This window comes from Spiroplasma endosymbiont of Tiphia femorata, assembly GCF_964020225.1.
In the GTDB taxonomy this organism is placed as follows: domain Bacteria; phylum Bacillota_I; class Bacilli_A; order Mycoplasmatales; family VBWQ01; genus Spiroplasma_E.
This window is the reverse complement of the sequence record NZ_OZ026544.1, coordinates 211351-224983: the sequence shown is the minus strand read 5'-3', so window position 1 is coordinate 224983 and position 13633 is coordinate 211351. Positions and strand designations below refer to the sequence as shown.

Genomic DNA, 13633 nt, shown 5'->3' with positions numbered 1-13633 from the left:
ACTGATTTTGTTGCTGAAAATAATGCTAATTTATATAATGCTCCATTGGATATTAATAATGAAACTATTAAACAATATTTAATTAAACAAGAATTTTATAGAAAGAATTGAAATTCTATTTTTAAATTAAGCAAATTAGGAATTAGTGGTTATTTAATTTATATTGCTAATGATGATTTATATTTTCAAGTAGTAGATATACAGCAAAGAATTTATGATATTACTGGTAAATTAATTCAATGTACTATTTTTTATGATAGTTATCAACAAAATGCACAAACAGTAAGATTATTTGAAGTTTATAAATTAAATAATGAACAAGTAACTATTAATCGTGCAATTTATAGTATTAGTGATAATAAAAAACAATTTCCTTTACCTTTTAAAGAATATAGTAATAATCCTAATTTAGAACAAGAACAAACATTAAATATTAATTATATTCCAATAGCAATTATGAGAAATAAAGCAAATGAGTTAGCAGATTGTAATAAAGTAATGGATAAAATTAAAGCATTAGATGTTATTTATGAACAAATTGTTTTAGATACTATTTTAAATTCACCAAAGTTTATTTTTGACCAAACTTATGGTAATGCTAAATCTACAATGGATGAAGCCGTAAGAACATTAGTTACTAACAACTATATTTGAAAAACTACTGGTGATAATAATGAAAAAAGTGAAAATATTAATATGACAAGTAGTAATTTTAAAGGTAAAAATTTAACTGATATATATGATTGAAATATTAATGAAATATTTAAACGTTGTGGTATTCATATACCAAGTCAAAAGAAATCAGCACAACAATCGGTTCCCGAAAGTACAGCGGTAAATATTTCAACTATTAATTATATTGAACAAAAATTATGACAATTTAATATTGATATTCTTAAATTTATTCAAATATTAGTACGTTTAGATAAAGATTTATTAAATAGTAAAACATTTAATATTAATGATGAACAAGAAATTAATAACTTAACAGTTAAATTAAAATTATTTAATCCAGAAAATAACCAATTAATAGGAGAAAACAATGGAAAACAACAACAAACCACAAACGAAGTTTCCACAGAAACAAACTAAACTTAATCAAGCAGAAATAGAAAATGATTATTTAATTGATAATATTCCTTATGATTTTACTAATATGATGAGTGCTACTAGTGACCCTGATATTAATAGAGCATACGATGAATTTAAAAAAAGAAAAATTTATATTTATGAAATTGAACGTTTATTTAAAAATAATGAAAATAATAGTTTAAGATTTTCAGCAAATACTATTAAAATAGGTTTTATTGATATTGATAAAGTATTAAAAACTACTGCTGTTGAAACATCTGATTTTACTATGCAATTAAATCAAAGAGCAAGTACTAATATTAATGACAATACAATTGAATATAGTATGACTGATATTAAAAATTTAATATTTCAAGAAATAAATTTATTAAATCAATTTAAGTTATATGCAGTTAGTATAAATGAACCATTAACTGAAAATAATATTGATAATTTATATATTATTAATAATTATTCAGAACCTTATCAAAATCCAAAAACTAGAAGTACTAAAAGTATTACTATTATTAAAATTAAAGACTTTAAAACAAGAGATGGTTATCCAATTATTATTAAATTACAAAAACCACTAGATAAAGACACCAAAGTTATTGGTTTAAAAATTAAAGCACCTAGAAGCATGATTTTTGGCAATATAAAGGTACTTGGTGAAGTCGACAATATGGAGGTATACCCAAAGTTATTTGTCAAAGATAAGATAGCATTTCCGCTATTATCAATGCCTATTGAAACTCAACCAAAAGTTAGAATATTACAACAATGATTTAGTGAACAAATATTACCTTGAAATTTAGCAAAACAATTTATAGGACAAGAAAAATCAGTTTTAGATTTAATTGCTATTGGTGGTGGTAGAGAAACAAGAAAAGAAATTATTAATAATGCAAGAGTAACTAATGCTAAAATTGGTTATGATGTTTCTAAAAATTCAAAAGTATGACCATTATCTGATGAACTAGAATTAAAAGATAAAAAATTAGAGTCATGATTTTTAGTAAGTGACTATAATTTATTTATTTCTACAACAAATAAATTTCATGATGTTGAACTAGAAATAAAAGATAGACCACCAATTGATAGTTTACAAAAAGTATTATTAGATATGTTAACTTATACATATACTTATAATAGAAACTTTGATGGTGCATCATTAAGTAATGTTTTAAAAGAAATGAATGATTTAGATAAAATTCGTGCTAAGTTTGAAGGACAAAAACCAAATGAAATTATTACTAATTTATTTAAACAATGAGAATTAGATTATCCTAACTATACAAATTTACCACAAGTTAAAATATTAAAACAAATAGTTATAATGCTATCAAAAAATATTTATTCAACCATGTCTATTAATAACGGTTTAAATGATGACTATAAATTATTATTACCTTATTATTTTGAATTAAAATCAAATCCTATACATTCTACACCTGATAAGATTTGAGAATTTAAAGATATAAAAGTAGTATTAAAATCTGCATATTTTGATTTTACAGATATCAATAACATTAAACTAAAAAACAATGACATTAGTCAAAATGAATTATTGAAATTAGATGATAATCAATTTAACTGACTATCCATAACTAATGAATTAGAAAGCAATAATATACCATCATTAATTCCGGCAGATTGAACATTAGGTAATGGTGAATATGGAAAATATTTTACAAGATTAATTATTAATAAAAATAAAACCGAAAATGCTTTAAATTTATATGGTTCAAATAAATCACAATTATTTTCTAAATTAGAATTTTATAAAGAAGTTTTACAAATTGACAATAATAGTGAATTTGAATTACAAATTGAAAATCCAATTAATAACTTAAATCGAATTGAAGTTAGCGGACTATTTGGTGCTGGTAATTATGATTTAATTTTAGTAACAAATAAACAAGAAATAAATTTAAATAATATTAATTTATTTGATAAATATAATGAAAATATTTCTTATATAAATTTAGAAATTTAATTATCAAAATATCCATCTGGATAAATACCATCTCATTTTACTGCATCATCAGTTAATTTATTTGATGCTCAGTAAAGAGTAATTTTATGTTTATTACTTACTGGTCTTGCTCAAATAGTTGCCCCCCCAGTGTGCTTCATGGTCGTAATCATAAAAATATGTTAATTGATTATTTTTATTATATGAAACTATTCCTAAGATTAAACCGGTAACACCAGTTATTACAGCAAATGATAATGATATTTTTTGAAAATTTGTTTTTATTCATGTTTTCATAATAAATATCTCCTTTTTTCCTTGATTTTACTTTTAAATTGTACTATTTTTGATTATTTTTACAAGTATGCTTTTAAAAGCAAAATAACGCCTAAATTAAAGGTGTTTATTTTTTGATACCTATACTATTAATTGTATTGCGCTTATTTATTATATTGCAAATGTGAAGATACTTTTTTTTACAGTAGCATTATTTTTACCCCTAATTACATTTTTATATGGATATAATGCATAAAATAATGCATCATAAGGGTCTTGATACATATTTTTGTCAGGAATGTTAGTTTTGGTTTGGTCATAACGTAATTCTTCTAAACATTGAGTTGTTTTTGGTAAATCATCTTTATTTGCATAAAAGTTTCCATAACTCATAATATTTCTCATTCAAACTACTCTATTAGTTAATCCGGCTTCTTGATTTAAATTTGAAGCATGTTTAATAGCGGTTTGTGTTATTAAAATAGTATTGTGTTCATCAATTAATTTTTGATTTAATCAATCCATTGCTGTTCTTGCTTTATCATCATAAAAATAAATTGCTTGTTCAAAATTTTCAAAATTATCCATTAATCCTAAAATTTCATTAACATAAGCATTAATTTTTTCATTTTCATTTATAAAATCATTTGGAGTAACTACTAATTCACAAATAATATAAGCATCATAATAACCAGTATTATTATATTCTTTAAAACCAACTACCATAAATACAGTATGGTCTTTTGGTCCCGTAGCTCAATCAATACCAACACTATAAAAATCAAATTTATACATTTCTTTTTTTTGATTATAAAATTGTTTTAAATCATATGATTGTCAATATTTTACTGTTTTTTGAAATGGGAAAATTGTTGCATCGCTATCTAAAAATTCAAAACCATAATAAACAGTATTATATTCATCTGGATTACTTTTTTCCATTTCTAATAATGTTCTTTGTTGAATGTCAGGTAATTTATTTCAAAATGGTTGAATAGTAAATCTTAAAACAAATAAACCTAAACCACTAAACATATCTTTATTTTCATAATAAACTTTACCAACTTTTTTAAGATTTTTCATGACTTCATCATTTAATGGTAAAAATGGTGTACAGTATTTTAAATAAAATGGATGATATTTATCATAAGGATTACATGTAAAAGTAATGAAAAAACTTTTATAAAAATAACGAGTAATCTTTTGTCCAAAGGTAGAACTATATATATTTTTATCAATAAATGTTCAACTTCACTCTTTAATAGGTTTATTTGATACTTTAATACGATTACTTCTAAACATAGAGTTTTGTAAACGTTCATATCGATATGTTAATTGTTTTTCAGTTAATGTTTCTTTTTCTTCTGCCATAATAATTTCATCTGTTCTTGAACCTAAAAAACTTGACCCACCTGCTTCTTTTCCAAAAATCTTATTACCATTAGCATAACCAATAAAGTCAATTTGTTGATTACTTGGAAAGATAATACATCCCCCATCCTTAGTAATTTTTCATTTAATGCCATGTGGATTATTAGGTAATAAATTAATATTATATGTATCTAATAAAACTTGACAAACATTCATTAAAGCACCAATTGTAGTTTCACTATGAGTATTTTCATATCTTCTTACTTCTTGAACACTACTATCTCTAAAATTACAACATATAAATAAATCAAATGCTAAACAGTTTCAAGTTTTTCTTGTTCCACGTGCTGTTGGAACAAAACGATAAAAACAATTAGTAGTAAAATATTCTGCTCATTCATCACCAACAAATTCTTTAAAAATATCTCAACTAAAACCATAATTATTATCACTAAAATTAAGATTATATTTTTTATTTAATTGTCCATAACTACTAATAAAAGCCATATTTACTCCTTATTTTTTAAAAAAAATTAAACTTAAATTATTAACAAACAAAAATTAGAAAGGAACATTAAAAATGTTTATATTACCATTCGCAAATCATTTTGATTGAGACAAACATGATTTTAATCAAGATGAATTAAGTTTAAAACAAACAGAAGAATTATTTGCAAAAATAGATGATTATTTATGAAGTATATGTGATAAATCTGAATATAAATCATATAGATTTAGACAACGAAAATTAAAAGCAAAAAAAGGTTTATTAACTTATAAACGACGTATTTGTACACATTATAACACAAAAACACAAAAAATGGAGTACGTATCATTATTAGATAATTATCTTGGTGTTAAAAAATATAGTAAACTTGCACCTAACGTTATTAAACAAATTTTAAAATATTTTGCTGATGGTAAAAAGTATCGTGATGTTTGTGATACTTTTATTGAAGATTTAATAAGTAATAGTACAGTTTGTAGAACATATCAAAAATTTGAATTACCAAAAGCAAATATTCCCAAAATACCATTACAACCAAATCAAAATTTATATGTAAATATTGATGATGGTCATCGAAAATTTAAGTTTAATGAAAAACACAATACTAAAAATTGTAAAAAATGTTCGATGAGATTAATAGTAATGTGTACTGGTAAAAAGAAAAATGGAAAATTAATTAATAAAAGAGCTGTATGTAAAATAAGAGTTTCAAAAACAGAAATTGGTGCTGAAAAAACCGCAAAATTAATAGAAAAATATGGTAATTTATTTTTTGAAAACTTTGACCAAGCAAATTTAATAGTTTGTGGAGATAGTGCAAAATGAATTAGAAAAACTGCTACAATTTTAAATGCTAAATTTATTTTAGATAAATTTCATGCTTTTCATGTTTTATTTCTTGGTATAATGGCAGGAAGAAGAAAAAATCAAATTGCTAAATTACACTATCAAAATGCAATAAATTTATTTGCCAAAGGTCAATATTATGAATTAATTGATTTTTTACAATCATTAACTTTACAATATAAAAAATTAAAAGTTGGTTATTTTATTAATGCAAAAGATGGTGTATTAAACCAAGCATTAGTTGAAAATATTGGTTGCTTTACTGAAACTAATATTAAACAAATTTTAAAGCATATGATTGGTGATAGAACTTATAACATTGATATGTATACAAAAATGGTTAATTTTAAATGTTATCAAATAAATACAATTATCCAGTTATTATAAATTAAAACTTAAATTTAAAAAATAAATAAAAATAAAATAAAACTTATTAAAGAAAACTTTAATAAGAATTTTTGAGTTATAAAAGTAAGTATTATTGTTGACTAATATTTTTGAAGTGTTAAGATTAACTTACAATTGCATATTGAAGTCTAAATTATTCTCGTCTAAACTTATAATTTAAAGACAAATTTGAATATTATTGACAACATCGGTACGCTCCCTTATAATCTCCTTTATTTGTTTTTGAATATTTTTTTTATTATAAAAATATCCAATAAAAGTATATATTTTTAAAATAAAAATGTATAAAAAATAATAAAAAATTTCTTTTTTTAAAAAAATATTATTAAGATTTTATTCCTTAATTAAATTTATATTATTAAAAAATTGTTAGTTCACTAATTGATTATATTAATACAGATTTTACTTTATTTCAATTGTGATTTGCATTGATTGAAGATTGTTGGTTTTGGTAATTTATTGAAATTTTAGTAGATGAATCAAAGTTTTTAATATTTTGATTTTCAGAAATGTTATTTGAGTTTTGATTTAATATTTCATCATTTATTAAGTCATTTGCTTTTTTATTTTTTTTATTATTTAATTCTTGTTTGAATAATTCATATTGTGTTTCTAATCTAGTTTCCAATTTATCACTTTTTAATTTTTTAATTATTGTTTCACGTTCTTTTTTGTTTTTTTCTTTTTCTTGCTCATTTTCACATATTTGGTTAGAAAATCATGATTCATTTTTTTTGTTCAATTTGAAAATATTCATGAAAAAGGCTTAAATATCAATCCAAAAATACGATTTATAATTGGTATTTCCGAAACAATCGTAGAAATTAATTTGAAGACAAGTCATGTACATCTTGATATTAAAGATGGCTTTATTTTTACATTTTTTTGATTGTTTAGAAAATCTTTAATTGATATAAATTGACAATTAGTATTATTATTTATTGGTGAAATGTTCTCAATTATTACTGTATCTTTTTTATATTTATTAATATTTTCATAGTTTTTTATTTGATTAATAACTTGTATATCACCATTTGTAAGTTCTTGGAAATGCATTATTTTTTCAGTAATAGAATTATCAATATGTTGAAGTTACGAAATAATTTATTATCATATTAGTAACTTATTTCCAAAAATGAATTATTTGAAAAATAATGAAAATTAGACAAAATTACTCTCTTTTCTTAAAACATTAAATTTATATTTTATATTCGACGTATTTAAAAAAAATAAAATATACATTTTGTAAGTTAAATTAAAATTATCAACAAGGAAAAAGACAAGAAATAATCTTGTCTTTTTTTGTAATTGTAAAATTTTAAAATTTTTAATAACAATCTTTAGCACTATTATCAACACGTGTTAGGGAACTAAAAAAGTGAACTACAACACAGTTGTTAAAAATAGTAGCTAGCATGTGGACTTGCATGGATAAATAAAAAGTGGAGTGATACCTAATAAAATATACTAACCATTAATGGTAATTCTTGGGGTGGGAGCGAATTGGAAACTAGTATATATAGACCTGTTGTAGGGACCCATTGTATTAATTCTATTCTTTATTTAACCAACCTTGCCACTCCCCAGTGAGCAAGTGTTGGTTTTATTTTTTATTTTTTTTAAAAAATTTTTTTGGGCGAGAAAATAAATTTCAAACTTGTAAAAAAAATTGAGCGGGACCGGTTCAATTAAAATATTAATTTGCTAAACACAAATTAAATAAATATTGAATCGAATGCCTCAATGTTTTTTAAAATTTCACAATTTATTTTTGAGCCCAGTTTTCATGGAATGAATAAAACGAATAGTAGTAGTATTAATAATCTAAATATCAAAATATATGTTCTTTATGCTAGAAGCAACAGAACATATTAGGAAAGGATTATTATGCAAATAGAATTTAAAAAAGAACAAATTGTTAAAGATAAACCACAATCTATTCTTATTGATTATGTTGAATATAAATTATCACTTCCAAAATGAATGATTAAAAATAATTCTTTTATTGTTGATAACAGTTACACATATTGAGTTTTTAATTTAGAAAATATTAAAAGAGAATTAAGTGGTAATGAATTAATAAAATTATTAGAACCATATATTAAAGACCAAAAAATAACTGTTAATAAACCAATTACTCCAAAAGAATATTATCTTAATGATATAAAACTTGAACCATTAACATTTTATGAACAGCATAATAGTTGATTTATGGGTGAAATAACTGATAACAAAACTAAAATTACTAATCCTTGTTTTAAATATAACATTACGTGAGAAGAAAACAGAAAAGGTTTTAAAATAAATAATCCATATAAGCATAATGATTTAGCAATTAATTATATAGTTACTTCTTATAAGGAAATTTCAAATCATAATGAAAAAGTATTTTTGTTGAACATGTAAACAAAATAAATTAGATTATTTATTCTTTAATACTAATGATATAAAAACAAGAAAATATTTTTTAAGAGATAAAAATAGTAAAGCAATTTGTTATGACTGTATTTTAAATATTAAGTTAATTAGGAGGTATAAATATGGATAAAGAATATTTAACTAAAAGAGAAACGATTTGCATACCAGACAGTGATGATATTGAATTTAAAATAGGGCTAATTAAACTGATTGATGATTTAAAAAAAGATAATTTAGTTTGTGGTCATAAAGAATTTATTGAAGAATGTAAATATTGTTGATGTAATTGTGATTTAGAAATTATTAAAACGGTTATTAGAGGTTAACTTAATTAATGCAATATGACTTAATTATTGGAATTGACCCTGCTGGAATTGGTAATAATGGAATGGTTATATATTCAAGTGAAACTAATAATATTGTTTTTAATGAAACATTTAATACATTAACTGTTTTATGAACTAAAAATATGTATAAAGAAAAATTGCAATTAATTAAAGAAAAATTTATTGATAAAAAATATTAGTTATTGTAGAAAATTTCTTTTTAAGTTCAAAACAATTATTAACTAATCCATTATCAACACCTAAAATTATTGGTGCATTAATGGTATTAGTTCAAGATGTTTTTAACTGAGATTATTTCGAAAATCACCCAAAAAATAAAAATAAAATAACAGATTATAAAGGAAATATAAAATTAACAAAACATGAACAAGATGCTTATAAGCATATTCAATATTATTTAAAAAATCATAAGAAAATATTGATTTTTGATAATTATTTAAGGAATTCTAAAAATGAAAGATAAAGAAAATTATGTCAAATTAAAAGTAAAACTGAGTAACACTATTGAAGCAAAATATTACGAAAAAGGTAATAAGGAATTATATTATAGTGTTCGTGGTCAATGAAATGGATTAAATTATGTTACTTTAATTTTTAATAACCCAAAACTTTATAGACGCTGTATTTTATTAAACAAAAATGATGAAATTTTAGTAACTGGTCAAATCTTTAACACTTTAAACATTCCTAAAAATCGTGCATTTTGTTCAATCAATGTTAAATGATTTAAAAAATGAAAAGAGTAAAAAATGATATTATGAAAAATTTTATTGATAATACCAATATTAATAACATCTATAACACTAATAATAATTTTAATATTTATTATTAAAGAATTAAAAAATGAATATAAAGTATTAAAAATATTAAGTGAAATTGCTAATCAAATTAAAAATAAGGAGAAAAAATAATGATTAAACAAAAATTAATTGATTATATTGAAGAGGAATGAAATATTAATGTACATCATTGTGATTGTTGTGATTATTCTTATGAAAATGATAAACCAGAAAGAATTATGAAATTACTTGAATTAATAAGAAATGGAGAATTTGATAATGAGTAATAATAAAAATGAATTAAAAATTCCTAATTTTATTAAAAGTAATAAAGAATAATAAATGTGGTTATGGTAGATTTTATGCACATAAATGTAATAACTTTTGTAAACAAAAACAAAATAAAAGAGTTAGAAAAGAAAAGTTAAATTATGAATAAAGAAAAATTAATTATTTCTATGAAAGAAAGAATAGATTTATTAAATAATTCATTAATAGAATATTCATCCAAACTTTATGAGTTAGAAAACTGAATTATAAGACTTGAAAGAGGTGAATTTGACTAATGATAATATTACCTACTTTGTTTGAAAATAAAGATGAAATTGAAATATTATCACCATTTCCAAAAGCAATTCATACAAGTAATGATATTAGAGCAATTATTTTAAGACAATATCCAAATGTTAAATCAAAACACATAATTGTTTCTGACCCAGAAAGTAATGTTGCATTAATAGTTGGTGATAATGATTTTTATCAAGGTTGAATTAAAGTAACAATTAAAAAATTAGAAAATTAAAGGAAAATAAAATGCCAAGTATAGAAAATCAATCAAATTATACTTTAACTAAATTAATTAGAATTGGAATAAGTCCAATTTGTGCAATGATTGGTACAAGTGCTTATTATGGTCAAGTGATTGCAAATCCAGTATTAGGTTCAATTAATAGTTTATTATTTGGTAAAAAATTAGGTTTAGATATTTGAAATTTAAATCAAAGACCAAATACTAAAACTAAATTAATTAATAGTAGTAAAAAAATATTATTAGGTTTAGGAACAATTGGATTAGCAAATTATAGTAAATGAACAAAGAATAATATTACTCCAATTATTCCAACAACACCAATGCCAATAACTACTACAACTACAACTGAGAGTCCTCCATGATTACTATTAAATAAACAAGAAAATCAGTCATTAATGGATTGAGATACATATATTAGTTTAAATGCTTATGGTATATCAAATCTTATTAGTGGATTAACTGAGTTAATACCTAATAAATTTGAAACAATAAGAAAGATTTGTAATATGGCAACTGGTGGATGTTTGATTTCAAGTGGTGTAGCAATGGGTATAAATAATGATTTTAATAATGCTTATGCAGTACCTACCATAATTGCTGGTGCAAGTGAAATAATCCATAATTTATTACCTATTGAAATTAATCATGATACTGAAATGCAAGAAACTTCATTTACAAATGAAACTGCAAATCTTATTAATGATAATAGATTCACAATTAATAGTGAAACAACTAGTCAATATGGTAGTGATAATATGAGCGAAGTTCCATTAAATCATGATAATGCTTCACTAAATTGAGATTATAATCACATGAGTTTATAAAGGAGGTGAATAATTTATGAATAAAGAAAAATTACTTGAATATTATAATAATGAAATTCAGACATATAAAGAGAGAATGGAACAATTAAATAAAGAAATTGCCTTATTAGTAAGCATTATAAGTAATTCAAAATCTATGATTGAAAGAATTAATGGTGGTCAATTTGATGAATAATTAAAAAATAAATAATTGAAAGGAAAATATTGAAATGAAAGAATTTTTACATGAATTAATAATTATTGGAACAAGTGTTGGAACATTAATTTGCAGAGAAATTATTGTTTTATTAAAAAGATTTATCACAACTCCAAAACATATTAGAAGAAATAATAAAGTGATGAAACATCAAAAAAAATTAGCAAAACTTAATGAAAAAATTAATGGAAAAGAAAATAAATAATAAAGGTGTGATTTAAATGTTAGAAAATGAAACTAATGTTGAACAAAATACTGAACCTTTAACTGAAAATAATAATTTACAACAAGAGCAAGAAATTAAGATTGTTGAATTAGAAAATAAGTTAAATAAACTTAATCAAGAAATTAAAGAAAAAGAAATAATTAATATATTTAAAAAATATCAAGTTAAAAAAGAATTTTATGAATTTTTAAAATTTAAAACTAATAATTTAGAAAATTCAAAAATTGAAGAAACTATTAAAAAAATAATTAAAGAACAACCAGTATTTAAAGAAACAATTAATACAGGTGGCAATAAACAAATAATTATTAATAATAAAACAAATGATAAAGAAAATTTTTTAATTAATTATAAAAAGAAAAATTATTTATAAACGAAAGGAAGAAATAAAATGTCAGTACCATTTAATCAAAATTTAGATAATACAGAGAGATTAGTAGAAGCACCAGAATTTATAGAGTTTTTTAAAATTTCAAATAGTCCATGGGCAAACTTTTTCCCTACTGAAATTGTTGATTCAGTAAATATTGAGTTTATTGTTAAAAAACCAAAAAAACCGGAAATAAAAATTATTGCTTGAGATGATAAAAGTAAAAGATATGAATTACCATATGTTGATACAGATAAAATTAGTAAAAAAATAACTAAAAAATATCTTGCAGGAGAAATTATTGCAGATGTAGATTTAAATGCAAATAATGGACAAAATTTATTAGATAGCATGCAATATGAAGTTGCAAATGATTTAGCAGATAAATTAGCAATTGATGATACACAAGCAATTGCAAAATCTGCTACTAAAATAGATATTGAAGATACAACGCCAATAGGATATTTAAAATCAATGTTATCTGCTTGAAATACTTTGTTTCAATTTAGAAACATTGCAAATAGTAAATTTTTTATTACTAATGGTCTTTATGATAGTTTAGTTTATTTAGCAGATAATAAAGGTTTAATCACCGATAATCAGTTAGCGCAACAATTACGTTTAAATGGAAATAATTTATATGTAAAAGGTGTATTATGTGAAATCGTTCTTGATGACTATATGATTTTTACTAATGATAAAAATGAACAACAACTAATGACTTTTGTTTTAGCAACACCAAGAGCAATGAAAAGATACATGTTAGAAAGAACAATTATTTATGTAGACTTTATTAAAGATGATAAAGCAGGAAGAGCATATAAAGTTGCTGGTGAAGTTGTTGGAGAATCAATACCTTATATTTCCAATAATGAAACAACATCAAGATGAATGTTATGCGGAATTATTAAAGCAGAGAAAACTGATTTAAAAACTAAAATTACAAATTTAACAACTGATATTACTGCAAATGTTAATAACAATAATAGTGAATTAAATACACAAATAAAAAGTACTAATGAACTTAAATCATTAAATCCTAATTTAACAAATCCAACTATTAAATATTTTAGTGATGCACAAGGTAAAACTAATGTAAGTAATCAAAAACAAAAAGCAGGTGATTTATATATAACTATTACTGCAAATGTTAATGATTTAAATTATAAAGGAACAACAAATCCAATTAAAATAACTCTTAAATAAA

22 protein-coding genes are annotated in these 13633 nt (G+C 22.1%); 18 read left to right on the top strand and 4 right to left on the bottom strand.

Annotation, left to right across the window (positions count from 1 at the left end; genetic code table 4):
• The first annotated feature begins 45 nt into the window (after positions 1-45).
• Together AACK83_RS01325 and AACK83_RS01320 are read left to right on the top strand one after the other, a co-directional pair.
• Entirely contained in the window at positions 46-1092 is a 1047-nt protein-coding gene (locus AACK83_RS01325) for a hypothetical protein (RefSeq protein WP_338958898.1), read from the top strand.
• Positions 1043-3067: a hypothetical protein gene (locus AACK83_RS01320; protein WP_338958895.1), complete on the top strand. Its 2025-nt coding sequence runs from the start codon at positions 1043-1045 to the stop codon at positions 3065-3067. The genes AACK83_RS01325 and AACK83_RS01320 overlap by 50 nt, the downstream gene beginning before the upstream one ends.
• Here AACK83_RS01320 and AACK83_RS01315 read toward each other — a convergent pair.
• The 3 genes from AACK83_RS01315 to AACK83_RS01305 form a co-directional block, all read right to left on the bottom strand.
• A complete protein-coding gene (locus AACK83_RS01315) occupies positions 3064-3207 on the bottom strand; it encodes a hypothetical protein (protein WP_338957535.1) in 144 nt (47 codons plus the stop codon). The two genes, AACK83_RS01320 and AACK83_RS01315, sit on opposite strands and share 4 nt — an antisense overlap.
• A complete protein-coding gene (locus AACK83_RS01310; protein ID WP_338957532.1) occupies positions 3161-3343 on the bottom strand; it encodes a hypothetical protein in 183 nt (60 codons plus the stop codon). Before AACK83_RS01310 ends, AACK83_RS01315 begins: the two co-directional genes overlap by 47 nt.
• 150 nt (positions 3344-3493) lie before the next feature.
• On the bottom strand, positions 3494-5200 hold the full coding sequence (locus AACK83_RS01305; RefSeq protein WP_338958892.1) for a hypothetical protein: 1707 nt from the start codon (positions 5198-5200) through the stop codon (positions 3494-3496).
• Between the two features lie 73 nt (positions 5201-5273).
• Here AACK83_RS01305 and AACK83_RS01300 point away from each other — a divergent pair, with 73 nt between their 5' ends.
• Positions 5274-6434 (top strand): Mbov_0401 family ICE element transposase-like protein, encoded by a 1161-nt coding sequence (locus AACK83_RS01300; protein ID WP_338957526.1) that lies wholly within the window; start codon positions 5274-5276, stop codon positions 6432-6434.
• Positions 6435-6840: 406 nt separating this feature from the next.
• On the opposite strand, the gene AACK83_RS01295 is transcribed toward AACK83_RS01300, so the two are convergent.
• Entirely contained in the window at positions 6841-7197 is a 357-nt protein-coding gene (locus AACK83_RS01295) for a hypothetical protein (RefSeq protein WP_338958890.1), read from the bottom strand.
• 1001 nt (positions 7198-8198) lie between these two features.
• On the opposite strand from AACK83_RS01295, the gene AACK83_RS01290 reads away from it, so the two are divergent.
• The 15 genes from AACK83_RS01290 to AACK83_RS01220 all read left to right on the top strand — a co-directional run bounded on the left by AACK83_RS01290 (position 8199) and on the right by AACK83_RS01220 (position 13632).
• Positions 8199-8330 carry a hypothetical protein gene (locus tag AACK83_RS01290; RefSeq protein ID WP_338956793.1) on the top strand — a complete coding sequence of 44 codons (132 nt, stop codon included), beginning with the start codon at positions 8199-8201 and terminating at the stop codon, positions 8328-8330.
• A 12-nt stretch (positions 8331-8342) separates the two neighbouring features.
• Positions 8343-8861: a hypothetical protein gene (locus AACK83_RS01285; RefSeq protein ID WP_338956794.1), complete on the top strand. Its 519-nt coding sequence runs from the start codon at positions 8343-8345 to the stop codon at positions 8859-8861.
• A gap of 134 nt (positions 8862-8995) precedes the next feature.
• A complete protein-coding gene (locus AACK83_RS01280) occupies positions 8996-9199 on the top strand; it encodes a hypothetical protein (RefSeq protein ID WP_338956796.1) in 204 nt (67 codons plus the stop codon).
• An 8-nt stretch (positions 9200-9207) separates the two neighbouring features.
• Positions 9208-9399 carry a hypothetical protein gene (locus AACK83_RS01275; RefSeq protein WP_338958888.1) on the top strand — a complete coding sequence of 64 codons (192 nt, stop codon included), beginning with the start codon at positions 9208-9210 and terminating at the stop codon, positions 9397-9399.
• A gap of 80 nt (positions 9400-9479) precedes the next feature.
• Positions 9480-9683, top strand: coding sequence for a hypothetical protein (locus tag AACK83_RS01270; RefSeq protein WP_338958886.1), 204 nt, complete (start codon positions 9480-9482; stop codon positions 9681-9683).
• A complete protein-coding gene (locus tag AACK83_RS01265; protein WP_338956800.1) occupies positions 9673-9966 on the top strand; it encodes a hypothetical protein in 294 nt (97 codons plus the stop codon). Before AACK83_RS01270 ends, AACK83_RS01265 begins: the two co-directional genes overlap by 11 nt.
• Before the next feature lie 3 nt (positions 9967-9969).
• Entirely contained in the window at positions 9970-10131 is a 162-nt protein-coding gene (locus tag AACK83_RS01260) for a hypothetical protein (protein WP_338958885.1), read from the top strand.
• Entirely contained in the window at positions 10131-10286 is a 156-nt protein-coding gene (locus tag AACK83_RS01255; protein ID WP_338956806.1) for a hypothetical protein, read from the top strand. Before AACK83_RS01260 ends, AACK83_RS01255 begins: the two co-directional genes overlap by 1 nt.
• Before the next feature lie 144 nt (positions 10287-10430).
• Positions 10431-10565 carry a hypothetical protein gene (locus AACK83_RS01250; protein ID WP_338956809.1) on the top strand — a complete coding sequence of 45 codons (135 nt, stop codon included), beginning with the start codon at positions 10431-10433 and terminating at the stop codon, positions 10563-10565.
• Positions 10565-10801 (top strand): hypothetical protein, encoded by a 237-nt coding sequence (locus AACK83_RS01245; protein ID WP_338958883.1) that lies wholly within the window; start codon positions 10565-10567, stop codon positions 10799-10801. Before AACK83_RS01250 ends, AACK83_RS01245 begins: the two co-directional genes overlap by 1 nt.
• A gap of 11 nt (positions 10802-10812) precedes the next feature.
• A complete protein-coding gene (locus AACK83_RS01240) occupies positions 10813-11634 on the top strand; it encodes a hypothetical protein (RefSeq protein ID WP_338958881.1) in 822 nt (273 codons plus the stop codon).
• A 16-nt stretch (positions 11635-11650) separates the two neighbouring features.
• Positions 11651-11809: a hypothetical protein gene (locus AACK83_RS01235; protein ID WP_281747961.1), complete on the top strand. Its 159-nt coding sequence runs from the start codon at positions 11651-11653 to the stop codon at positions 11807-11809.
• Positions 11810-11843: 34 nt separating this feature from the next.
• Positions 11844-12035, top strand: a complete 192-nt coding sequence (locus tag AACK83_RS01230) for a hypothetical protein (RefSeq protein ID WP_338956818.1) — start codon at positions 11844-11846, stop codon at positions 12033-12035.
• A gap of 16 nt (positions 12036-12051) precedes the next feature.
• Positions 12052-12429, top strand: coding sequence for a hypothetical protein (locus AACK83_RS01225; protein ID WP_338958878.1), 378 nt, complete (start codon positions 12052-12054; stop codon positions 12427-12429).
• A gap of 18 nt (positions 12430-12447) precedes the next feature.
• Positions 12448-13632 (top strand): hypothetical protein, encoded by a 1185-nt coding sequence (locus tag AACK83_RS01220; RefSeq protein WP_338958877.1) that lies wholly within the window; start codon positions 12448-12450, stop codon positions 13630-13632.
• Position 13633 lies beyond the last annotated feature (1 nt).